Below are 22,417 nucleotides of genomic sequence, written 5' to 3' on the forward strand. Positions count from 1 at the left end.
CTAGAAACCCCGCAGTACGGCCGCCTTGGTCGCCGCGAACTCCTCGTCCGTGAGGACACCGTCGCGGTGCAGCTCGCCCAGCTCCCGCAGTCGGCGCAGCAGTACGTCGTGATGGTCGGCCTGGGCCGGTACCGACGCTGTTACCGGTGCCGATTCTGGTCCCGCCGCCGCGGCGGTGAGCTGCGGCGGCCGGTCGATGTGCTCGCCCGCCCGGAGGGACGGGTGCGGCAGCCGGGCGGTCACCGCGGCGGCGACGAGCGCCGTGAGCAGGTCGCGGCGGGCGCTGCCCCACAGGTCGAGGGCGAACGGGTCCTTCTCCGGCGGCAGTTTGGAGAACACGGTCTCGCGCGTCACGAACCGCAGAAACCCGTCCTCGTACCCGGAGTTGGGCAGCCACTCCACCTGCACCAGGTCCCCGACGGCGATGATCCGCGGCCCCGTCGCCCGCTTGACCCGGTCCGAGGTGTCCGCCCAGTCGATCCGCACCTGCGCGCCGTCGAAGGAGACCGTGCCGTCGCTGGACCGGACGGACACGGGCACGGGCGGCCCCGCGAGGAGGAAGGCCTTCGCCGGCTCCTTGGGGATCTGGTCCAGGAGCAGAGCGTGCCGGATCTCCTCGGCGACGTACTCGGCGACCCCGGTACGGTCGATGTCGACCGTCAGCCGGTAGGGGTCCGCCGCGTCGGGGAGGCGCCCGCCGGTCGCCTGGAGCAGCGGATCGGCGCCCTCACGGAGCCTGAGGCGCAGTCTGCCGCGCTTGCGCTCTGGTTCGTAGACGATGCCTGAAACCGCCTCCAGGGGAACGGCGATCTCTCCGTACGTCTGCCGGAACAACGGTACGGAGCGGTGGAGTCCCGGCGTGATCCTGACCGTGCTGCCGTCGAAGGCCCAGGTCCCGTCGCGCTGGATGATCTCGGCCATGGGGAAATTCTCGCAGCCGGGTCAACACGGGGTCCCCCGCTTCACCCGCGCTGACCGGACCTGCCCGACGCGAGCACTGTTTCGTGCGGCACAATGCCCTGTCATCGCAAGGCAGTTGCAAGACTTGCGAGGCAGCTCTCGGCGCGGGGAAGGCGGCAGCGGGCGTGGCGGTGCAGGAGGCGAGACACGGCGCGGAGCGCGGTGGCGGGCTCGGCGCGGGACAGGGGGCGGCGCACACGGGCGGCTGCACCTGCGGGGACTGTCCGCACGGGGCGCGCGAGGGGCACCGGCGCGCCGTCGCCGCGTTCCTCGCCAAGCGCGACGAGCTGGCGTCCGGACAGGGACTGCCCGCCGCCGTCGCGCACTCGGCGTCCGCGTCCCGGCAGTGGGTCTCCGACGAACTCACCCAGTCCGCCGACCTGGTCGCCGAGCGCGGACGCGTCGACGGCGAGGCATGGCTGGGACGCCTGTGGCGGCGCACGGCGTACGCGGTGTGGGGAACCGTCCTGACCCTGCTCATCGTCCAGGCCCTCACGGCGATCGGCGCGGGCTGGACGGCGGCGCGCACGGCGGGCCTGCTGGCCGCTCTGGTGGTGGCCGCGGGGCTGACGGGCGCGGGCTATCTGCACCGGGCGCGGGGCGGGGCCCTCGCCCCGGTCGTCGGCGAGGACAACCGCCTCTCCACCTCGCGGGCGATGGCCGCCGGCTGGGTCCTGTTCGTCGTCTACGCCGTCCTCGTCCTCGTGGGTCAACTGGCGGCGGCCTCCGCCCACGGCAAGCGCGACGACCTGATCGCCGGCCTCGAACTCGCCCGCGGTGCGGGTGTGGTGACCGTCGTCGCCATCGTCTGCGCGATCGCGGTGCTGGTACGCCGGGTCGTGGGCCTGCGGGTCCTCGGGCAACGCCTGCAGAAGGTACGCGCGGACCGGCCGCGCGCCGCCGACCTCCTCACGGACGACTCCGGCCGGGGCAGCTTCGCCGACATCCAGTACGTCGTCATCGGCGCCGTCGCCCTGGTCTTCGCGGCGGTACGGCTCGCCAGGCGCCCGGAACAACTCCCCGACCTCCCCTGGGGCCTGGCGCTCCTGGTCCTCGTCTCGGCGGCCACCTACCTCGCCGGGAAGTACGCCGAAGGCGGCCGCCCCGTCATCCTCTCCGTCGTCCGCTCCCGTGAGGCCGGCGACCTCGACGCGCCGATCCGCACCGGCGACGACATCGAGATCCGGGGCGCCGGTTTCGTCCCGCCCGGCGCCCAGAGCGCGGACCGTCTGTCCCGCATGGTCGTCCGCATCGGCGCGGTGCATGTCCATGTCCCCCTGGTGCCGGTCCCCGGCGGCTTCAGCAACCCCACGGACGCGGTCCTGACCGTGCCGGTCCCGGTCGACGTGGAACCGGGGCGGGTGGAGGTCCAGGTCGTCACGGCAGCCGGAGTGGAGACGAACCGCTGCCAGATCGAGGTGACGGACTGAACCCCGAGGCTGCGGGCGGGGGCCTCACCGGAGTAAGTTCGAATGCGGGCGGGTGGGCTCACCGGAGTCGTTCGACTGCGGGCCGGTGGGGGCCGTTCGCGCAGTTCTCCGCGCCCTTTGGGGGCGGCCCGCGCCATCGAAAAAAACTGGCCCCGAGCGTTGAGCGGGAACCCGCTCTCGTACGTATGGTCTGTTGAGGGGTCAACGGCACGTGGCGAGAGGCGGCGGAGAGCGATGACTCACGGTATGCGGTCGGACACCCAAACCCCCTATCTCGACGGCGGCGGACGAGACTGGCGGGACACCGCCACCCGCTATGCCCTGTTGCCCCTGCGCGTCTTCCTCGGCGTCACCTTCATCTACGCCGGCATCGACAAACTCACCAACAGCGCCTTCCTCTCCGACTCCGGCTCCGGCTCGATCGGTGACCTGATGCGCAATGTGCGCGATTCCTCCGCGATCCCGGCCCTCGTCGACCTCGCCCTGAAGAGCCCCGTCGGCTTCGGCTACGCCATCGCCTTCGGCGAACTGGCCGTCGGCATCGGCACTCTGATCGGCCTGCTGGCCCGCCTCGCGGCCCTCGGCGGCGCGCTCATCTCTTTCAGTCTGTGGATGACGGTGAGCTGGGCCTCCGACCCGTACTACTACGGCAATGACCTCGCCTACCTGATGGCCTGGCTGCCCCTGGTCCTCGCGGGCGCCTCGTACTTCTCCGTCGACGCGGCCTTGCGCGCGAGGCGCAGCCAACGGTCCGGAAATCTCCGCTACTAGCCGTCGCGGGTCAGGGCAGTTCAGCGCGCGGGCATCGCAGGGTGCCAGGTGCAGGGCGTGGATCGCCCTGCACCTGGCGGCGTTCCGTTCACGCCCCCGCTACCCGGACACCCCCGCCCCCCGCCGCCGCAACCGTCGCCGACGTATGCCATGGGTCAGGAACGCCACCGCGCCCGCCAGGCAGAGCCCACCCGTGACGACGGGGATGATCGCGAACCACGGTGTTTCCCACCAACCGCCCGCGTCGCCCGCGTAGGTGACGCCCGCGGCGGTGAGGAAGAGGCCGGCGACCAGCTTTCCCGGCTGGAACTCATGACGTGGCACGGATCACCTCCGCCTGTCCCACGCCGACCTGGAGGTTCAGGTCGAGCGTGCCGCCGTCCTTGGCGCCGGTCGGGGCCGGCAGGGTCACCTGCTTGTGCTTGCTGGGTTCCACGTCCACGTCCTTCTTGCCGTCGCCCGGCAACTGGATGTCCCCGACGCCCACGTCGATGTTCAGCTTCACGGTCGCGTCCTTGGGGACGATCACCTTCAGCCGGCCCGCGCCCACCTCCGCGGTCGTCGTCACCGTCTGGCCCTTGGTGAGGCCGAGATGGGTGAGATCGAGAGTGCCCACACCCGTGCCGAGGTCGAAACTCTCCGGCACGGCGGCAGCGGACCTGGGCGTCCACTCGACCCGCATCCAGTGGGTGCTGATGTCCTTCGGCATGGCCACGGAGCCCGCCAGCAGCGCCGCCGTGATCACTGCGAGGAAGATCGACCCGGCGCCCGTACGCCCCACGAACGCGCTGAGCGCGATGCCCAGGCCGAACACGACGAGCGCGCAGGACAGACCGGTCTGCAGGCTGGTGGCGAGCGGATGGTCGTTCCACGTCAGGCCCGTGCCGAGGCCGCCCGCGACCAGCGCGAGCAGAAAGACCCAGCCGCCGATCCAGCGCGGGCCGCGCGGCTGCGGCTCACGGGCCGCGCGGAGGTCCCGTATGTCCGGGCGGGGCGTGCCGCGGGCGATGTTGAGCGCCGCCGCGACATCCCGGTCCCGGGCGTCCGGCGGCCCCCACAGATAGCCGGTGCCGCCCACGTGCGAGCCGTCCTTGACGATCGGGTCGCGCCACCAGGAGGGGTAGGAGACGGGGACGGGCGGGGCCTGCGCCTCCGGCGGGGCGTCCGCCACCGCCTGGGCGGCAATGGGGCCTCCCCTGCTCGAGCGGAGCCGAGAGCTTGGGGAAGGGTCGGGGTCGGGGGCGCCGCGCTGCTGCGACCAGTACCCCGCGCCCGCGAGAAGCAGGGAGAGGACGACGGCGAACGTTAGCACGCTGCCGTTGTTCAGCATCGACAGGAACACCCCGCAGCCGACCAGCGCGAAGAGCACGGCCGCCAGCGCATGGCCGTCGACGCGGCCGGTGAGGAGCTTGCGGACCTCGTTCTCCTCCTCGTCGTCGTAGGGAACGAACAGCCAGACGAAGCCGTAGAAGATGAGACCGATGCCGCCCGTGGCGGAGAGCACGGCGAGCACGATCCGGAAGATCACCGGGTCCATGTCGCACTGCCGCCCCAGCCCGGCGCACACGCCGCCCAGCATCTTCTGCCGACGGTCGCGCCGGAACCTGCGCGGGCCCTCGGGCGCGGGCGGCTCCCCGTGCGCGCGCGGTTCCTCACCTGTCGCGGCTGGCGCTCCCGCACCCTCCGCGGCTCCCTCGGCGCCCGTGGCGGTGCCCGCGGAGGGCGGCACGGCGTCCCGCGGCCCGGCGCCCGAGGGCGGGGCGCCCGGGCCGGGGCCGGGATCCGGCTCCGCCGCCGCGTGCTGCTGATCTGTCATGTGTCCATGGTGACGGGCGGGAAGGCCCGGCGGCAGTCGGGACGACCCTGGCCGAACCCTGATATCGGCCCTGACGGGGACGGAGGGAACCGTTCGAGCACCGGTCTCTCGAAGATCAGGGGAGTCTCGGGGGTCGACCCTGATGCTCCTGCCCTCCGGCCGTGTGAACATCGATGGCATGCCGGAAGCCGCAGCAGTGCCCCTCGACGACCCGCGGCCCCCGCGCAAGCTCTACCGCAGCAGCGACGGACGCTGGCTCGGGGGTGTGGCGCGAGGGCTCGCCGGGCACCTCGGGCTGCCCGTGATCTGGGTGCGGCTGGTGTTCGTCGGCCTGTTCATGGCGGACGGTCTCGGGGCACTGCTCTACGCCGCGTTCTGGTTCTTCGTGCCACTCGGCGTCGGCGGCGTCGACTCCGGGCGCACCCCGGCCTTCACCACCGAGACCGCCCCCGACGGCCGCCGCAGACTCGTGGCCCGCAAGCCGGACCGGGGCCAGATGGTCGCCCTGCTCCTCATGGTCGTCGTGGCCATGGTCTTCGTCGGCAATGTGAATCTCGGCGGTGGGGCAAGGGCCTATCTGTGGCCGACCGTTCTCGTCGGCGCGGGCGTCGCCCTGGTCTGGCGCCAGGCGGACAACGCGCGGCGGGCCCGCTGGGTCGAGGTCGGCCGTCGCCGTCGTACGCTCACGCTGCTGCGCTCCGCGGCCGGTGTCCTGCTCGTCACCGCGGGCGTCTCCGGAATATTCGTGCTCCAGGGCTCGGCGGCCCACCTCGGTTCGGTCCTCCAGGCGGCACTCGCGGTTCTGGTCGGCACAGCGCTCCTCGCCGGCCCCTATCTCGTGCGCATGACCCAGGACCTCTCCGAGGAGCGCCTGATGCGCATCCGCGCCCAGGAGCGGGCCGAGGTCGCCGCCCACGTCCACGACTCGGTGCTGCACACGCTGACGTTGATCCAGCGCAACGCGGAGAACGCGAACGAGGTGCGACGGCTCGCCCGCGCCCAGGAGCGCGACCTGCGCGCCTGGCTCTACAAACCGGAGGGCACCGGCAAGGACGAGGCGGACGAGCCCGCGACCCTGGCCGAGGCGGTCCGCCGCAACGCGGCCGAGGTCGAGGACAAGCACGGCGTCCCCATCGAGGTCGTCGTCGTGGGCGACTGCCCGCTCGACGAGGGCCTGACCGCACAGATGCAGGCCGCGCGGGAAGCGATGGTGAACGCCGCCAAGTACGGTGGCGAGGGCGGCGCCGTACAGGTCTACGCCGAAGTCGAGGGCAGGACGGTCTTCGTGTCCGTCCGCGACCGCGGTCCCGGCTTCGACCTCGACGGGATACCCGCCGACCGCATGGGCGTCAGAGAATCGATCATCGGCCGCATGGAGCGCAACGGCGGCACGGCGCGACTGCGCGCGGTGCCGGACGGCGGCACGGAGGTCGAGCTGGAGATGGAAAGGGCGGAGAAGACGTCATGAGCGACGTGAACGGACCGACCGGGCAGGCCCCGGCATCGAACGGGCCGGAGGATGCCGCCGTGGGTACGGCCGGGACCGGGGCTGAGGCCGCGACCGAGTCGACCACCGGGCCGGGCGCCGAGTCCGTCGCCGGTGTGGGCGCGCCCACGGGTTCGACCGCCGTCGGCGCCAACGCGACCGCTGCCGCGGGCGGGCGTCGTGTGCGGGTCGTGCTCGTCGACGACCACCGCATGTTCCGTACGGGAGTGCAGGCCGAGATCGGAGAGACCGAGCGGACCGGCGTCGAGGTGGTCGGCGAGGCCGCGGACGTCGACCAGGCGGTCACGGTCATCACGGCCACCCGGCCCGAGGTCGTCCTGCTGGACGTCCATCTGCCGGGCGGCGGCGGTGTCGAAGTGCTGCGCCGCTGCGCCCCGTTGATGGCCGACGCCCGGCAGCCGGTCCGATTCCTCGCGCTCTCCGTGTCGGACGCCGCGGAGGACGTCATCGGCGTGATCCGCGGCGGCGCCCGTGGGTACGTCACCAAGACCATCACCGGCACGGACCTGGTGGACTCCATCTTCCGTGTCCAGGACGGCGACGCGGTCTTCTCGCCCCGCCTGGCCGGATTCGTCCTGGACGCGTTCGCCTCCACCGACGCCCCGCCCGTCGACGAGGACCTCGACCGTCTCACCCAGCGCGAGCGCGAGGTGCTGCGTCTCATCGCCCGCGGTTACGCCTACAAGGAGATCGCCAAGCAGCTGTTCATCTCGGTGAAGACGGTCGAGTCGCACGTCTCGGCGGTCCTCAGGAAGCTCCAGCTGTCGAACCGCCACGAGCTGACCCGATGGGCCACGGCGCGTCGGCTGGTCTAGCCGATCGCGTCGAGAGGGCCCAGGGCCACGTCCGCTGAGCCCGCCGGAGGTGTCCGGTGCCTACCGGTGTTTCGCGTCGGGCGCCGGGCCCAGTATCCGTAGCGCCCAGCGGTAGTGGCGTACGGCCTTCACGATGCCGATGAGGCCGGTCAGCCACAGGATCAGGCCGATGCCCATGCCCTGGACGACATCGCTGTACAGGGGGTGGCCGGGCTCGGCCCGCGCGGCCGCCGTGAAGGACGTCCAGGCACCGATCGCGCAGACGCCGAGCGAGGAGAGCAGCCAGAAGAGGCTGAGGCCGGGGGAGCGGAGCCGGGAGTCGGTCGCGGGGTGCCGGTCCAGCTCGGACCAGGCGTCGAGCAGTCGGTGTATGTGGTGGTCCCGGCGGACGGAGAGGGCGACGGCGACGACGGTCGGGGCGAGCGCGGCCAGGCCCAGCAGGGCGAAGAGCGGGCCCAGGACGAAACCGGTGGGGTCGCGCTGCTCGAGTTGTCGCAGCGGCAGCACCAGCAGCGCCCAGCCGACGATCGCCGCGAGCGCCAGCAGCCAGAGCAGCAGTACCCGGTGCACCCCCAGGCTCCGTCGGCGCAGCTCCTCCAGCGCCCGCCCCCGGTCGGCCAGCAGCGCGGCCCGGTCCGGCCAGGTCCTGATGTGCTCGGGCGGCGGCGGAGGCGGCAGCAGAGAGCCGGGCATCAGAACCTCTCGGACGACGGAGCGTCGACGGAACGACGGTGGGACGACGGAGCGATGACGCGGAAACAGAGTCCGCGCCGACGCTATCGTGATCCACTTCTCCGTCCGCACCACACCGCGGTCGCCCCCGCGTCTTTCACGCCACTCGGGTGGCTCCCGCGAACGGCATCTCGTCGACAGGCGCCAGCCGCACGGGCGCCGACGGGTTCGGGGCGTGGATCATCTGGCCGTTGCCCACGTAGATGCCCACATGGCTGATTCCCGAGTAGAAGAACACCAGGTCACCGGGGAGGAGTTCGGACCGCGAGACCCGGCGTCCGGCGTTGATCTGCGCATACGTCGTGCGCGGCAGCGAGATACCGGCGGCGCGGTACGCGGCCTGGGCCAGGCCCGAGCAGTCGAAGGCGTCGGGCCCGGTGGCGCCCCAGACATAGGGGCTGCCGAGCTTCCCGTAGGCGTACGCGACGGCCTCCGCCGCACGGGAGTTGGGCGCCGCGACGGAGCCGGGCGACGACACCGGGCCGAGGTCCCGGGCGGCGGAGCGCGAGGCGCGCTGCCCGGCGCTTCCCGTGCCCCCGGCCGCTCCCAGGTCCCCGAGCTGCGCGCGCTGCTCGTCGGTGAGCCGCGACAGCAGCTGCCGCGCCGTGTCCAGCTTCCCGGTGATCGTCTTCTTGGCCCGCTTCAGCTCCGCCTGACGCGACTTGAGTGAGGCCAGCTCGACATGAGCGGCCCCGCGCAGCTGCTCGATCTCCCGCAGCTGTTTGCGCACCCGGGCCACGGCCTCCGCCTGCCGGCTGCCGGCCCGCTCGGCGAACGCGGCCCCTTCCAGGTACTGGTCGGGGTTGTCGGAGAGCGCGAGTTGCAGCGCGGGGTCCAAGCCTCCGCTGCGGTACTGCGCGGCGGCGATCGAACCCAGCGCGTCCCGGGCGTCGTTGAGCCGGTCCTCCTTGCGCGCCGCCTCGTCGCGCAGCGCGTTCAGCCGCTGCTCGGCCTTGGCGGCCTTGTCCTTCGCGCCGTCGTACTTCTGGGTGGCGACCTCCGCCTCCTCGTACAACGTGTCCACCTTGGCCTTCACCTGTGCCGGCGACAGCTGCGGGTCCGCGTGCCCCGTCCCGTCGAAGCCCGTCGCCGTGGCCGCGCCCGCGAGGGCGATGGTCGCGGCTGTGCGGGCCGTGTTTCCACCGAGCGAGCGCTGTCTGGCCTTTCGGTGCGCTGCCACGAGGGCCCACATCCTTCCCGGGGACTTGCGTACGACCGCCGGGGACGAGCGCGGTCAGCGGGGACACGTCCGGCGGCGGCCCCACACAGGGGGAGCGGGCCGCCGCCGGACCTTTCTCGGCGGTGGTGTCCGGCTGCCGCCCCTGGCCCGGGCGGCGGTGGGGAGCCGGTCACCTGGTGGAGGACGCTAAACCTGAGAGTGATGCCCCGGTAACGTCATGTACGGAAGTGGCGCCACTGGATCGCGGGGTGACCGCATGTGACCGTGATCCCGGCCCGGCTCCGTCGACTTCACGCGGTGTGATGACCGATGGGGCGGTTCCGGGACAATCGGTGGTTCCCAGGTGGTAGTGGTCTACAGGGGGTGGGCCGGTGACAAGGGGGGTGAGGGCCGCCGATTAGGCTCCGGCTCCATGGACGTACTCATCCATCTCTTCGTCGGCCTGCACATCATCGGCATCGCCTCGCTCCTCGGCGGTTTCCTCACCCAGATGAAGGCGATGGGCCAGGGCACCGCCCGGTTCGTCCCCGCCATGCTGCACGGCGCGCTGACCATGCTGGTCACGGGCGTCGCCCTCGTCGGCCTCAACCAGGCCGACGACCACTCGGTCAACACCATCAAGATCGGCGTGAAGCTCGCCCTGCTGATCGTGATCCTCGGGCTCGTCTATGTGAAGCGGGACGACGAGAAGGTGGACAAGGGCCTGTTCGGGCTCGTAGGGCTGCTCACGACCGCGAACATCTTCATCGCGGTGCTCTGGACCTGACGGCCCCCCGAAGGCCCCCACGGACGGCCACGGCGCTTTCGGACACCCGACGGCTACGGTCCTGCGGACGCCCGACGGCGCTACGGTCCTGCGGACGCCCGACGGCGCTACGGTCCTGCGGACGCCCGACGGCGCTACGGTCCTGCGGACGCCCGACGGCTACGGCTCCTGAGGACGCCTGACCGCCACGACCACCACCGCCAGCCACGCCGCGACCGAGACCCACAGCAGCACCTGCCCGAGCCCCCTGAGCCAGCCGACGCCGATGGCGGCCGCGACCGACAGCGCCGCCACCGCCGTCATCCCCAGCGGGAACACGGTCGCCCAGCGCAGCACGTCGTAGCGCGGGCGGGGCCACAGGGCCTCCGCCACGGCCAGCACGCAGTACGAGCCGAGGACGAGCACGAGCAGCGCCTCGGTCACCCAGCGCAGCACGCCGTTGTCGTCGTTGTTCCACAGGTAGATGTTCGCCTGGTACGCGAGGATCAGCTTCGACCCCGCCAGCGCCGAGATGGCGAGCGCGCCGCCCGCGACCCACTGGTCCCCGGCGCCCGTGGCGACCTCGCGGTAGTCGAAGTAGAACAGCGCCAGCGCGTAGAGCAGGAGCCCCAGCCAGAACAGCACCAGCGCCGCGTGCGCGAGCCAGTCCGTGTGCGTCGCGGGGGCGAGCGTCGCGCCCAGCACCGCGAGCCCCTGCGTGGCCACACAGCCGAGGAACACCGCTCCGGGCATACGGGGCCGCCATTGCCGTACGACCAGGAAGAGCAGCCCGGGCCAGAGCACCGCCGACAGGGCGAGCAGGGCCTCGGCCGGCACCTCCCACCCCGGCGTGACCAGCCGCGTGCCGAGCACGGTGGTCGCCGCGACCGCGGTGAGCGCGCCCGGCGTAGCGGCCTCCGCCAGCCACCGCTCCCGCTCTCGCAGCAGCCGTACGACGAAGGCCGCGGCGAGCCCGAGCCAGCCGACGGCCGCCAGGGCCAGCACGATCCGGGACAGGATCTCGTAGCCGGTCTGCTCCAGCCCGATCGAGATGATGCCGGTGGCCAGGATCGCGGCTCCGGCGCCCGGCGGACTCTGCGCCCACCAGGTGCGCAGGCCGGTCCACCGGGTGCCGGGCGGGGAGATGGCTGACATGGGCCCGATGCTAAGGACCTTCGAGAGGGTTGGCGGCGGGCCACGCGCGCGTGGAGTCCGAGGAGCCCCACGCGCGTGTGCCGGGCGCCGGGGCGTTAGGCCGGACGCACCACGCTGTGGATGATCGACTCGCCGCCGTAGAAGATCGACTCCTCGCGGACGTACGCGCCCGGCTTGGGGGCGTGGATCATCATGCCGTTGCCGATGTAGAGGCCGACGTGGCTGATGTCGTCGTAGAAGAAGACGAGGTCACCGGGCTTGATGTCGGAGAGCGGGACCGTCGTGCCCACGTTGACCTGGTCCCAGGTGGTACGCGGGAGATCGACGCCGGCGGCCTTCCAGGCGGCCTGGGTGAGGCCGGAGCAGTCGTAGGAGCCGGGCCCGGTCGCGCCCCAGACGTACGGCTTGCCGATCTGGGTGCGGGCGAAGGCGAGGGCCTTGTCGGCCTTGGCGGTGTACGAGGAGTCGGTGGCCGAACTCCCGGTGGTCCCGGTGGTGGCGGTGGTCCCGGTGGTCCCGGTGGTCGCCTGCTGCTGGGCGGCCGCCTCCTGGGCCTTCTTCTCCGCGGCGGCCTGCTGCTGCGCCAGCTCAGCCGCCTTGCGGTCGGCCGCTTCCTGCTTCTTCTTCTCGATCGCCGCGAGCCGCGCCTTCTCCTCGGCGGTCAGCTTCGAGAGCAGGTCGCGCGCCTCGGCGAGCTTGCGCTGCACGTCGGCCTTGGACGTCCTCAGCGCGCTCTGCGTCGTGGTGAGCGTCTGCAGGCTCTGGGAGGCCTCCGCGCGCTTCTTGGTGGTGGCGGCCTGCTCGGTGATGTAGTCGTCGACGGCCACCTTCTGGCGGCTGGTCAGCCGGTCCATCAGCTGGGTCTGGTCGAAGTAGTCCTGCGGATTGTCGGCCAGCAGGAGGGTCGCGGTGTCGGGGGCGGCGGCACCGGTGCGGTACTGCGCCGCGGCGAACGAACCCAGCTCCTCGCGCGCGGTGTTCAGCTTCTCGGTGCGCTGGGCCACGTCGTCGAGGAGGGAGTCGACGCGCTTGCGCTGCTGCGCGGTCTTCTCCCTGGTCGCGTTGTACTTCTCGGTCGCCGCCTCGGCCTGGTGGTAGAGGTCGTCGACCTTCTTCTCGACCTCTTCGACACTCGGCTTGGGATCGGCCGAGGGCGCGGCGTTCGCCGTCTGGGAGAGCAGGGCCACGGAGGTGAGGGCCGCCGTGGCGAGGGCGGGGGTCCGTATACCCGCTATGCGCGTACCCGTAGGACTCCACTTGCGATGCGACGCCAAGAGAGGCGACTCCTTCCGTCTTCCGCCTACCGAGTTAGCTGTCGGGTTCGGGCGGGTGATTCCGGAAGGTTTGCCCTACGGTCCTTGTCCCAGCGGACAGTTGGACCGATTCACCCCAAGGTCGGTTGGGTCCCCGGCTCCGGCTGCCGTACGGCGCACCGGACTCGGCGGAGGCCGCACGGCCCGGCGGTGTTCGCCGGTTGGGTCGAGCGGCCTGCCCGGCACGCTAGCCAACTCATAAGTGTTCTGTGAAGTTTGATGTGCGATATGCCCGATACATTTTCGTGACCTTGACCTTGGAGGTCATTGATCGGGACCGACTGTGGCTGACCGTAATGAAACGATCCTGAACGGTAACGGCGTCCGCGGCGGAAAGGGTGGCGGAAAGGGATCATGCGCGGTCGTTGGAAAATCCGGTCGGGTTTCCAGGGTGGCCGCGGGTTGTCAGTGGGGCCGCCTAGACTCGGAGAGCGATGAGCAGCCTCTTTGATGACAGCTTTCTGGCGGACCTCCAGCCTTCCGGGGCCCACGAGGAAGAGCCCCCGCCGCCGCCCGAGGACGGGGCGCCGGAGCCGCTTCCGGACGACCTGTTCGGCGGTCGCTTCGACGTGTCCGCGAGCCGGGACGCCTACTACCGCGACGGCGCGCCCCGCCCCGCCGTGGACCCGGCGGCCCTGTTGGACGGGCTGAACGAGAACCAGCGCGCGGCCGTGGTGCACTCCGGCTCCCCGCTGCTCATCGTGGCCGGCGCGGGCTCCGGCAAGACCCGGGTGCTCACCCACCGCATCGCCCATCTGCTGGGCGAGCGCCATGTCCACCCCGGCCAGATCCTCGCGATCACCTTCACGAACAAGGCCGCGGGCGAGATGAAGGAGCGCGTCGAGCAGCTCGTCGGCCCGCGCGCGAACGCGATGTGGGTGATGACCTTCCACAGCGCGTGTGTGCGGATCCTGCGCCGCGAGAGCAAGAAGCTCGGCTTCACCTCCTCGTTCTCGATCTACGACGCCGCCGACAGCAAGCGGCTGATGGCGCTCGTCTGCCGTGACCTGGATCTCGATCCCAAGCGCTTCCCGCCCAAGTCCTTCAGCGCCAAGATCTCGAACCTGAAGAACGAGCTGATCGACGAGGAGGACTTCGCCGCCCAGGCCGCCGACGGCTTCGAGAAGACCCTCGCCCAGGCCTACGCGATGTACCAGTCGCGGCTGCGCGAGGCCAACGCGCTCGACTTCGACGACCTGATCATGACCACGGTCAACCTGCTGCGCGCCTTCCCGGACGTCGCCGAGCACTACCGGCGCCGCTTCCGCCACGTCCTGGTCGACGAGTACCAGGACACGAACCACGCGCAGTACGCCCTGGTCAGGGAGCTCGTCGGCCCGGCCGCCGGTGACCGGCCCGAGGACGCGCCGCCCGCCGAGGGCGAGCTCGGGCCCGCCGAGCTGTGCGTCGTGGGCGACGCCGACCAGTCGATCTACGCCTTCCGCGGCGCGACCATCCGCAACATCCTCCAGTTCGAGGAGGACTACCCGGACGCGACGACGATCCTGCTGGAGCAGAACTACCGCTCCACCCAGACGATCCTGTCCGCCGCCAACGCGGTCATCGAGCGCAACGAGTCCCGCCGCCCCAAGAACCTGTGGACCAACGCGGGCGCCGGTTCGAACATCACCGGCTATGTCGCCGACACCGAGCACGACGAGGCCCAGTTCGTCGCCGACGAGATAGACCGTCTCACCGACGCGGGCGAGGCCAGGGCGGGTGACGTCGCCGTCTTCTACCGGACGAACGCCCAGTCCCGTGTCTTCGAAGAGATCTTCATCCGCGTCGGCCTGCCCTACAAGGTCGTCGGCGGCGTCCGCTTCTACGAGCGCAAGGAGGTCCGGGACGTCCTCGCGTACCTGAGGGTCCTGGCCAACCCCGAGGACTCGGTCCCGATGCGCCGCATTCTGAACGTTCCCAAGCGCGGCATCGGCGAGCGCGCCGAGGCCATGATCGACGCGCTCTCGCAGCGCGAGAAGATCAGCTTCTCGCAGGCGCTGCGCCGCGTCGACGAGGCGTACGGGATGGCGGCGCGGTCGACGAACGCCGTGAAGCGGTTCAACACGCTCATGGAGGACCTCCGCACGATCGTCGAGTCCGGCGCGGGCCCGGCGACCGTCCTGGAGGCGGTCCTCGAGCGCACCGGCTACCTCGCCGAGCTGCAGGCCTCGACCGACCCGCAGGACGAGACCCGGATCGAGAACCTTCAGGAGCTCGCCGCCGTGGCCCTGGAGTTCGAGCAGGAGACCGGCGAGGGCGAAGGCGAAGGCACGGGGGCGGCTGCGGGTACGGCGGATGCCGGTGCCGGTGCGGCTGCGGGTGCGGGTGCTGGTACGGCGTCCGGTGGGCTCTCCGCGTTCCTGGAGCGGGTCGCGCTCGTCGCAGACTCCGACCAGATCCCGGACGAGGAGGACGGCAACGGCGTCATCACCCTGATGACCCTCCACACCGCCAAGGGCCTGGAGTTCCCGGTCGTCTTCCTCACCGGCATGGAGGACGGCGTCTTCCCGCACATGCGCGCGCTGGGACAGGTCAAGGAGCTGGAGGAGGAGCGGCGCCTCGCGTACGTCGGCATCACGCGCGCGCGGGAGCGGCTGTACCTCACCCGTTCGTCCATGCGCAGCGCCTGGGGCCAGCCCTCGTACAACCCGCCGTCCCGCTTCCTGGAGGAGATCCCGGAGACGCACCTGGAGTGGAAGCGCACCGGTGCGACCGCTCCCGTGTCCTCGGGGCCCGTCTCCGGTGTGGCCGCCTCGCTGTCGTCCTCGCGTTCGCGGTCCGCGGCGTCCGGCGCCTCCGGCTTCGCGACGCGCCGCGGGATCTCCGAGAAGCCGGTGGTCTCGCTCGCGGTCGGCGACCGGGTCACCCATGACCAGTTCGGCCTGGGCACCGTGGTCGGCGTGAAGGGAACGGGCGCGAACGCGGAGGCGACGGTCGACTTCGGCGAGGCGAAGCCGAAGCGGTTGCTGCTGCGGTACGCGCCGGTGGAGAAGCTGTAGTTCTACGGGTTCTACGGGACGGCAGCTCGGAGCCCGGCGACGGCGTGCGGTCACGTCGTCGGGTGAGTCGGGTGAGGAGCCGGTGGGTTACGTCGGGTCCAGGCCGTGGCTGCGCAGCCACGGCAGCGGGTCGATCGCCGAACCGCCCGCGGGGCGGACCTCGAAGTGCAGGTGCGGACCGGTCGAGTTGCCGGAGTTCCCGGAGAACGCGATCTGGTCACCGGCCTTCACGACCGTCCCCGACGGCACCTTGTAGCTGGAGAGGTGGCAGTACCAGGTCTCCGTGCCGTCCATCGCGGTGACGATCGCCATGTTCCCGTACGCGCTGTTCCACTGCGTCCGTACGGTGCCGTCGGTCGCGGCCATCACCGGTGTGCCGTACGACACCGGGAAGTCGATGCCCGTGTGCACGGACATCCAGTTGATGCCGGCCTGGCCGAAGTAGGCGCTGAGGCCCCTCTGCGTGACCGGGAGCACGAATTTCGGCCGCAGCCGCTCCTTGCGGGCCGCCTCCGCCGCCGCCTTCTGCTTCTCGGCGGCCTGCTGAGCCTTGAGGTCGATACGTTCCTGCGTCCGGCTGGCCCGGTCGGCGAAGTCGTCCGCGCCCGCGGAGAGACTCTGGAGCTGGGTGTCCAGTTTGTTGTTGGCGGCCGACGGCTTCACCGCGGTCCCGTCGGACGCGCTGAGGGTCGTGTTGTCCTTGCTGTCGTTCCCGCCGATGGTGCCCACGGAGGCGGCGGCGATCCCCGCGACCCCCATCACACAGGCCGAGGGAACCGCGACGGTCAGCAAGGCGGAACGCTTCGCCGGCGTGCGCCGACGGGAACGGGACGCGGACCGGTTCGCGGCACGGGGGGCCGGAGTGACCTCTTCCATGTCCTCGAGCAGCGGCGCGTCCTGCGCGTCACCGGCGTCCTCGAACTCGTCCTCCGCGGCGCCGGGTTCCTCGTACGACACCTGCTCGAAGGTCGAGGTCGCCTGCTGGTCGAAGGGCCGGTCGTCGACGTCGGACTCGGGCACCGGCTGATGCTCGTAGGCCTCGGCGGCGAGCTGCTGCTCGTACGACTCGGCCTGCTGGTGCTGCTCGTACCCCTCGTACGGGTCGTGTTCGCCCGCGGTGTTCCACTGCGTGGCGTCGTACGCACCCGTCTCCTGGGTGTGCGCCGTCCACTGCTGGGTCTGGCCGGTCTGTTCGGCCTGGAGCCAGGCGGCCGCGTCCCACTGGCCGGTGCCCTCGGGGCCCGGGTGCTGCGCGGGGATGTCGGCGAGCTGCTGGTATCCGCTCGCCCAGGCGGTCGTGTCGTAGGCACCGGTGTCGTACGCGGCCTGGTGCTGTGCGGCGTACGGGTCGTAGTGCGGCGTCTGGTGGCTGCCGGTGCTCCACTGCGTGGCGTCGTACGAACCCGTGCCGTCGCCGCCCGACATGTCGCCGAAGAGGGGGTCCGCCGCGAAGGTCGAGGTCTCGAAACCCGTGGTCTCGAAGCTTCCCGTCGCGTAGGTACCGGTGGTGGCATAGCCGTCGTACGAGGTGAAGTCGCCGTACTGGGCTTCCTGGCCACCGTACGACGCATAGGGCGCCGCGGCGGCATCGGAGGCCGGAGCCGGGGGCGTTACGGTCCCCGACGGGTGACGGTCGTTCACCAACTTCTCTTTCGCCTCGACAACAGGGGCTGGCAGAGCAGTGCGGCGACTGTACCCGGCGGTACGCGGGCGCGACAATCTTCGGCAGGTTTCCTCCACTCGGGAAACGGGCATTCGGCCGTGTTTCGGGGGAGGGCGGGCACGGCTTTGGCCTGGCGTTCGATTGCCGTTCGATGTTGGGGGTGTTCCGCGGAGGCGTTACGCCACTGTCAGACCCCCTGTCAGACCCCCCGCTTCGGCGGCGGGCGCGGCGGTGGGGCGGGCCTGCGTCTCCTCGAAGTCGAGTGCCTGCCGTATCCCGGCGGCGACCGCGGGGTGGACCGGCAGGGCGAGATGTCCGATTCCGCTCACTTGGACGCTCTGCGCGAGCAGGTCCGGATGGTCGATGGAGGCGCTCTCCAGCGGGTCCATCAGATGGTCGAGGTCGCTCCAGAAGCTCACGAACTGCGTACGGCAGTCGGGCGCGGGCTTGCGCAGCTCCTCGATCACCTCCGAACCCGGACGCATCTGACGGACGATCGGGTGCGCGTTCATCAGCGGAATGACCTTCGTGCCCGCGTGCGGCGTGCCGAGCGTGACCAGGGTGCGGACGCGCAGGTCTCCGCCGAGGCGCTGGACGTAGTAGCGGGCTATCAGTCCGCCGAGGCTGTGGCCCACTATGTCCACCTGATCGCGCCCGGTTCGCTCGCAGATGTCCTCTATGTGCCGTCCGAGCAGCTCCGCGGCGGCGCGGATGTCGTTCGTCAGCGGCGAGTAGTTGAGCGACTCGATGTGCTGCCTGCCGTGCTGGGCGAGGTTGCGGCGCAGCAGCACGAAGACCGAACGGTTGTCGATGAAGCCGTGCAGCAGCACGACCGGCGGCTTGGTCCCGGTGGGCAGCCGGGGCGCATCGGGCGGGGGGAGCGCGGGGGTGCCGCGGCGCTCCTGGGTGATGCCGGACGGATAGAGGAGGAGGTGCCCGGCGAGGATGGCGATCTCCAGGGCCGTCGCCTTTAACAAGGCCACCGAGAGCCCGGTCAGTCTGCTGGGCAGCAGACGCCGGTGGAGAGGGAGAAAGGGCAACTCGGCCCCGGTGACCTTCATGGCCGACCTCCAGTCGGCACGCGACGGGACCGCTCTGTCCCCCGTGTGCCCTCGTGGAAAGCCGCGGTGGTGGTGCCGGTGGCGATGGCGTGGGCGGTGGCCGACGGTGCGTCCGTGGCGTGTGGTGCGCCGGTGACGCGACGGGATTCCCTGCCGTCGTGCTCCCGCCGGTGCGCCGCACCACCGTCGCGCCTCCCTGATGCGACGGTGGTGCTGCCACCTGTTGGCGGCTCTCCTTGCGCAGGCTCCGGCCACGGCCCGCGCGGCGCAGATCCCTGCGGCGCGTGTGCCGCAGAAACGCGGAGCGGTGCGCGGCGAATGTGTCCCACCGTGTGATTTCCCCCTCGGTCTTCAGCGGGAAACTGCGGTTTGCACGGATCTGACGATAACGTTCGTTCACTTCCCCCGCCGGTGCGGCGCGGGGCGGTCGATGAAGTCCGTTCATGGAGGCAGTGATGGGTGTGGCAGCCGGTCCGATCCGCGTGGTGGTGGCCAAGCCGGGGCTCGACGGCCACGATCGCGGGGCCAAGGTGATCGCGCGGGCGCTGCGCGACGCCGGTATGGAGGTCATCTACACCGGGCTCCACCAGACCCCGGAGCAGATCGTCGACACCGCGATCCAGGAGGACGCCGACGCGATCGGCCTCTCGATCCTCTCCGGTGCCCACAACACACTGTTCGCCGCCGTCATCGATCTCCTCAAGGAGCGCGACGCGGAGGACATCAAGGTCTTCGGCGGCGGGATCATTCCCGAGGCGGACATCGCGCCGCTCAAGGAGAAGGGCGTCGCCGAGATCTTCACGCCGGGCGCGACGACCGCGTCGATCGTGGAGTGGGTCCGGGCGAACGTGCGCCAGCCGGCGGGCGCGTAGCGCCTCTCCTGCGGGGGAGCGGTCCCCATGGCTCGTAGGGCGGCTGCGGGTGGGTGGGGGCTGGTCGCACAGTTCCCCGCGCCCATCGAGGGGCGCTCCTGTCAGCGCGGGCCCGCACCATCCAGCTCCGAGGACATCACCGCGCGCAGACGCAGTGTGGTGACGAGGCGTTGGAAGGCCTCCGCCCAGTAACCACCGGCGCCGGGCGCCGCGTTCTCCGGCTCGTCGGCGACTGCCGTGAGCCCCTCCAGTCGCCCCGCCTCCGCCGGATCCAGGCACCGCTCGGCCAGCCCCATCACCCCACTGAAGCTCCATGGATAACTCCCCGCGTCCCGCGCGATATTGAGCGCGTCGACCACAGCCCGTCCCAGGGGCCCCGCCCACGGCACCGCGCAGACCCCGAGCAGCTGGAACGCCTCGGACAACCCGTGCGTGGCGATGAACCCGGCCACCCACTCGGCCCGCTCGGCGGAGCCCAACGTGGCGAGCAGTTTCGACCGCTCCGCCAGTGACACCGCCCCCGGCCCGCCGGCCTCCGGAGCCGACGGCGCGCCGAGGAGCGCCCGGGCCCAGCCCGGGTCCCGCTGCCGTACCGCCGCCCGGCACCACGCGGCATGCAGCTCGCTCTGCCAGTCGTCCGTCACCGGAAGCACCACGATCTCCTCCGGCGTACGTCCGCCGAGCCGTCGCGACCATGTCCCGAGCGGCGCTGCTTCGACCAACTGGCCCAGCCACCACGACCGTTCCCCTCGTCCCGCCGGAGCTTTCGGTACAACACCGTCGCGCTCCATGCTCGCGTCGCACTCGTGCGGCGCCTCGACGACGATCGAGGGTGTGCCCCGCGTCCGGTCGACGGCCACGCACGAGCCGGCCCGCGCCCCCATCCGCGCGGCGAGCGCCGAACCGGGCAGTGCGGACAGCAGTTCCGCCGCCGTGGCCCGGACGTTGCGGCTCCGGTCGGCGAGCGCCCGCTCCAGGAACGGCTCGTCCGCCGCGCACAGTCCGGAGCGCAAGGAGTCGAGGAACATCAGCCGGTCCTCGGCCCGCTCGGTCGCCCAGGTGGTGGCGAGCAGCTCGCGCGCGGCCCTGGGGTCCTGGGCCCGTATCGATGTGAGCAGTGCGACCCGCTCGGCGAAGAGTCCCTCCTGCCAGAGCTGTTGCGCGCGCCCGGGGTCCTCTGGGCCGGGCAGCGCGGTGCCGCCGCCGGGCAGCGAACGCAGGGCGAAGCGCCACTCCGGGTTCAGCCGGGCGAGCCACAGGGCGCGCGGCCCCGCGAAGGCCAGGGCCGCCGGCCGCAGGTCCGTACGGCCCCGGGCCGCGTCGAGGAGCGCGGGCAGTGTCTCCGGGGGCGGCGCGAAACCCCGCGCGTTCGCCAGCGCGAGCCACTGCGGCAGCAGCTCCATGAGGTCGGGTGCCGTGCCCCTGCGGCCACCGCCTCCCGTGCCGGGCCGGTCCGCCAGCAGCGTCGCGAGTCGGCGGGCCGCGGCGGACGGGAGGGCCGGTCGTGGGTCGGGCGCGGCGGGCTCGGGACGGGCGGCCGCCCGCGCGGCCCGCACCCCGGCCCGCCGGCGCAGGGTTTCCACAGCGGCCGCGTCCAGCAGGGCCACCGGCGCCTCGCGCCCGGCGGCCCAGGCCGGAGGCGGGCGCCGCTCGGTCCCGAGCAGGGCCATCGTGACGAGCTCTTCCCAGGAACCCCCGACGGGCGCGCCCGCGGAAGCGGAGGTCGTGTTCATGAGCGTCCTTTCCGTGGGGAGGCGCTGGTGAGAACGGAAGTGGTGATGCGGGCGACGGAGGTCGGGCGGGTGGTGTGGGTGGTCTCGGTGGTCTGGGTGGTGCCGGTGATGCTGATGGTGTGAGCGGTGCCGATGGTGCGGGTCGTGCGGGCGGTGTCGGCGGTGCGGGTCGTGCCGGTGGTCAGCACAGTGACACCGGCTTTCCGTCGCCCTCCGGCCAGGCCGTCAGGGGGGTGAAGCCTTGGTGGCCGCACTCTCCGAAGACCGTGACGGGGGCGCCGCCGGAGAGGGCGGCGAGGCGCCACAGGCCGGGTCGGGAGAGTAGGGAAGGGGCGATCGGGAGTCCGAAGTAGCCCTCGGCGTCCGCCAGTTGCCAGGTGTCGTCGACGGGGGTGGGTATCACCCGGGCCAGTGTGACCGGCTGGGAGTCGAGCCAGGGGTCGGCCCGCAGGGCCTCGCCGAAGCGGGCCGCCGCCTGCGGGGTGGTCAGCCCCGGTGGACGTGTCCGCGCGGGGGCGGGCGGCGTGAACCGCTCGCCCAGGGCCGCTCGGAGCTGTCCGGCGCCCGGATACGCGGACACCTCCGCCTCGAAGGCCAGCCCCACCGGCAGCGTCAGCTCGGGCGCGCGGCCGGCGGCCCCATAGGAGAGGAGCAGCACGGTGCGGTCGGTCTCCGCGCCGTGGAGCCAGATCCTGCGGGTCGTGAGCCGGGTGTCCGCCGTGTCGTACTGGGCGAGGACCAGCCAGCGGTCCCGCACCGGCGGCCCGTCCGCCGAACCGGGCAGCCCCACCCGCGAGCGAACCGTCGCGGCCAGGTCGTCCGGCAGCCGCTCACGGCGCAGCCAGCCCTGGTCGAGGAGATGGAGCAGCGCGCATTCCTCCAGCAGCCGCACCGGCCAGCCGGGTCCGGAGGAGGGAATCGCCCCCAACTCCCTGACCCGCGCGGCCAGTCCGGGCGCCTGCGCGTCGACCATGCGGGCCGCCGTCTCCTCCCACATCCCGTACCCCGCCTGCTCGGCCGACGCGAGGCCGCCCCGCAGCAGGTCCGCCAACCGCTGCTCCAGCTCCGCCGCCCCCGCGGTGATCCGCTCGGCCCGCCGCTGCGCCCTGCGCCGCGCCGCCTCCGGATCGCCCGGTGACGCCGTCCCAGATGCCCCGCCCGTCGTCCCCGTCTCCCCCGCTCGCTCTCGTCTCCCCTCTATCCACTGCTCCGCCCAGTCCGGCGCCGGCCCCCGCGACACCGAACCGTCCTCGCCCGCCCAGAGCAGCAGCAGTCCCAGCGCGTGCTTGCACGGGAACTTCCGGCTCGGGCAACTGCACTTGTACGCGGGCCCGGTGGAGTCCGCGATGTCGATGACCGTCTGATAAGGCCTGCTGCCGCTTCCCCTGCACAGTCCCCATACCGTCCCCTCGTCAGAACTGCCTGCCTCCGACCACGGCCCGGCCGCGCCGAGCTTGCTGCCGGCCGTACGTGACGCGGCATCAGGCGCCAGTGCCAGCACCTGATCCGCCGTCCAGCGCACCCCCTGCTGAGTCATGTCATCGAAGGTAGGTCCCGCCACTGACAATCGACCTTCGCGAGAGTATTTACGCAGGTCAGAGCGCATTGTCAGTGGCGTGGTGCACGGTGGAACCAGATCCGAACCGGCCGAGCCGGAGGGGGAGC

General features: G+C 71.8%; 19 protein-coding genes and 1 riboswitch. Of the genes, 7 read left to right on the top strand and 12 right to left on the bottom strand.

The window, feature by feature from the left end; genetic code table 11:
- Complete coding sequence (locus ACFZDJ_RS33180; protein ID WP_391064272.1) at positions 1-921, bottom strand: DUF4429 domain-containing protein; 921 nt, start codon at positions 919-921, stop codon at positions 1-3.
- A gap of 164 nt (positions 922-1,085) precedes the next feature.
- On the opposite strand from ACFZDJ_RS33180, the gene ACFZDJ_RS33185 reads away from it, so the two are divergent.
- Positions 1,086-2,390 (top strand): hypothetical protein, encoded by a 1,305-nt coding sequence (locus tag ACFZDJ_RS33185; RefSeq protein ID WP_391064274.1) that lies wholly within the window; start codon positions 1,086-1,088, stop codon positions 2,388-2,390.
- 234 nt (positions 2,391-2,624) lie between these two features.
- On the top strand, positions 2,625-3,161 hold the full coding sequence (locus ACFZDJ_RS33190) for a DoxX family protein (protein ID WP_384909321.1): 537 nt from the start codon (positions 2,625-2,627) through the stop codon (positions 3,159-3,161).
- Positions 3,162-3,260: 99 nt separating this feature from the next.
- Here the strand turns inward: ACFZDJ_RS33190 and ACFZDJ_RS33195 are convergent, their stop codons facing one another.
- Both ACFZDJ_RS33195 and ACFZDJ_RS33200 read right to left on the bottom strand, forming a co-directional pair.
- Complete coding sequence (locus ACFZDJ_RS33195) at positions 3,261-3,485, bottom strand: hypothetical protein (protein ID WP_391064277.1); 225 nt, start codon at positions 3,483-3,485, stop codon at positions 3,261-3,263.
- Positions 3,472-4,977 carry a PspC domain-containing protein gene (locus tag ACFZDJ_RS33200; protein WP_390940080.1) on the bottom strand — a complete coding sequence of 502 codons (1,506 nt, stop codon included), beginning with the start codon at positions 4,975-4,977 and terminating at the stop codon, positions 3,472-3,474. The genes ACFZDJ_RS33195 and ACFZDJ_RS33200 overlap by 14 nt, the downstream gene beginning before the upstream one ends.
- Before the next feature lie 178 nt (positions 4,978-5,155).
- Here ACFZDJ_RS33200 and ACFZDJ_RS33205 point away from each other — a divergent pair, with 178 nt between their 5' ends.
- Complete coding sequence (locus ACFZDJ_RS33205; protein ID WP_373306448.1) at positions 5,156-6,445, top strand: PspC domain-containing protein; 1,290 nt, start codon at positions 5,156-5,158, stop codon at positions 6,443-6,445.
- Between the two features lie 134 nt (positions 6,446-6,579).
- Positions 6,580-7,299 (top strand): LuxR C-terminal-related transcriptional regulator, encoded by a 720-nt coding sequence (locus tag ACFZDJ_RS33210; protein ID WP_385374441.1) that lies wholly within the window; start codon positions 6,580-6,582, stop codon positions 7,297-7,299.
- A gap of 60 nt (positions 7,300-7,359) precedes the next feature.
- Here ACFZDJ_RS33210 and ACFZDJ_RS33215 read toward each other — a convergent pair whose 3' ends face one another.
- Both ACFZDJ_RS33215 and ACFZDJ_RS33220 read right to left on the bottom strand, forming a co-directional pair.
- Positions 7,360-7,992 (bottom strand): hypothetical protein, encoded by a 633-nt coding sequence (locus ACFZDJ_RS33215; protein WP_391064281.1) that lies wholly within the window; start codon positions 7,990-7,992, stop codon positions 7,360-7,362.
- A gap of 136 nt (positions 7,993-8,128) precedes the next feature.
- Positions 8,129-9,211, bottom strand: coding sequence for an NlpC/P60 family protein (locus ACFZDJ_RS33220; RefSeq protein WP_391064284.1), 1,083 nt, complete (start codon positions 9,209-9,211; stop codon positions 8,129-8,131).
- Between the two features lie 412 nt (positions 9,212-9,623).
- On the opposite strand from ACFZDJ_RS33220, the gene ACFZDJ_RS33225 reads away from it, so the two are divergent.
- Complete coding sequence (locus ACFZDJ_RS33225; protein WP_060901458.1) at positions 9,624-9,977, top strand: hypothetical protein; 354 nt, start codon at positions 9,624-9,626, stop codon at positions 9,975-9,977.
- Between the two features lie 159 nt (positions 9,978-10,136).
- On the opposite strand, the gene ACFZDJ_RS33230 is transcribed toward ACFZDJ_RS33225, so the two are convergent.
- Positions 10,137-11,111, bottom strand: coding sequence for a tellurite resistance/C4-dicarboxylate transporter family protein (locus tag ACFZDJ_RS33230; protein WP_391064286.1), 975 nt, complete (start codon positions 11,109-11,111; stop codon positions 10,137-10,139).
- Positions 11,112-11,206: 95 nt separating this feature from the next.
- The gene (locus ACFZDJ_RS33235; RefSeq protein WP_391064288.1) at positions 11,207-12,385 is read right to left on the bottom strand and encodes an NlpC/P60 family protein; all 1,179 of its coding nucleotides are present in this window, start codon (positions 12,383-12,385) and stop codon (positions 11,207-11,209) included.
- Positions 12,386-12,392: 7 nt separating this feature from the next.
- Positions 12,393-12,565: riboswitch (cyclic di-AMP (ydaO/yuaA leader) on the bottom strand.
- 293 nt (positions 12,566-12,858) lie between these two features.
- Here ACFZDJ_RS33235 and ACFZDJ_RS33240 point away from each other — a divergent pair.
- Positions 12,859-15,423: a UvrD-helicase domain-containing protein gene (locus tag ACFZDJ_RS33240; RefSeq protein WP_391064291.1), complete on the top strand. Its 2,565-nt coding sequence runs from the start codon at positions 12,859-12,861 to the stop codon at positions 15,421-15,423.
- A gap of 87 nt (positions 15,424-15,510) precedes the next feature.
- Here the strand turns inward: ACFZDJ_RS33240 and ACFZDJ_RS33245 are convergent, their stop codons facing one another.
- The gene (locus ACFZDJ_RS33245; protein WP_391064294.1) at positions 15,511-17,178 is read right to left on the bottom strand and encodes a peptidoglycan DD-metalloendopeptidase family protein; all 1,668 of its coding nucleotides are present in this window, start codon (positions 17,176-17,178) and stop codon (positions 15,511-15,513) included.
- Positions 17,179-17,262: 84 nt separating this feature from the next.
- Entirely contained in the window at positions 17,263-18,147 is an 885-nt protein-coding gene (locus tag ACFZDJ_RS33250) for an alpha/beta fold hydrolase (RefSeq protein WP_391064297.1), read from the bottom strand.
- Positions 18,148-18,602: 455 nt separating this feature from the next.
- Here ACFZDJ_RS33250 and ACFZDJ_RS33255 point away from each other — a divergent pair, with 455 nt between their 5' ends.
- The gene (locus ACFZDJ_RS33255; RefSeq protein WP_067366859.1) at positions 18,603-19,019 is read left to right on the top strand and encodes a cobalamin B12-binding domain-containing protein; all 417 of its coding nucleotides are present in this window, start codon (positions 18,603-18,605) and stop codon (positions 19,017-19,019) included.
- A gap of 101 nt (positions 19,020-19,120) precedes the next feature.
- On the opposite strand, the gene ACFZDJ_RS33260 is transcribed toward ACFZDJ_RS33255, so the two are convergent.
- From ACFZDJ_RS33260 to ACFZDJ_RS33270, 3 genes are read right to left on the bottom strand one after another with little or no spacing between them, the layout of a single operon-like run.
- Positions 19,121-20,752 carry a DUF5691 domain-containing protein gene (locus ACFZDJ_RS33260; protein ID WP_391064300.1) on the bottom strand — a complete coding sequence of 544 codons (1,632 nt, stop codon included), beginning with the start codon at positions 20,750-20,752 and terminating at the stop codon, positions 19,121-19,123.
- Complete coding sequence (locus ACFZDJ_RS33265) at positions 20,749-20,940, bottom strand: hypothetical protein (RefSeq protein WP_391064303.1); 192 nt, start codon at positions 20,938-20,940, stop codon at positions 20,749-20,751. Before ACFZDJ_RS33265 ends, ACFZDJ_RS33260 begins: the two co-directional genes overlap by 4 nt.
- The gene (locus ACFZDJ_RS33270) at positions 20,934-22,289 is read right to left on the bottom strand and encodes an SWIM zinc finger family protein (protein WP_391064306.1); all 1,356 of its coding nucleotides are present in this window, start codon (positions 22,287-22,289) and stop codon (positions 20,934-20,936) included. Before ACFZDJ_RS33270 ends, ACFZDJ_RS33265 begins: the two co-directional genes overlap by 7 nt.
- Positions 22,290-22,417 lie beyond the last annotated feature (128 nt).

Source organism: Streptomyces sp. NPDC007896 (assembly GCF_042959425.1).
In the GTDB taxonomy this organism is placed as follows: domain Bacteria; phylum Actinomycetota; class Actinomycetes; order Streptomycetales; family Streptomycetaceae; genus Streptomyces.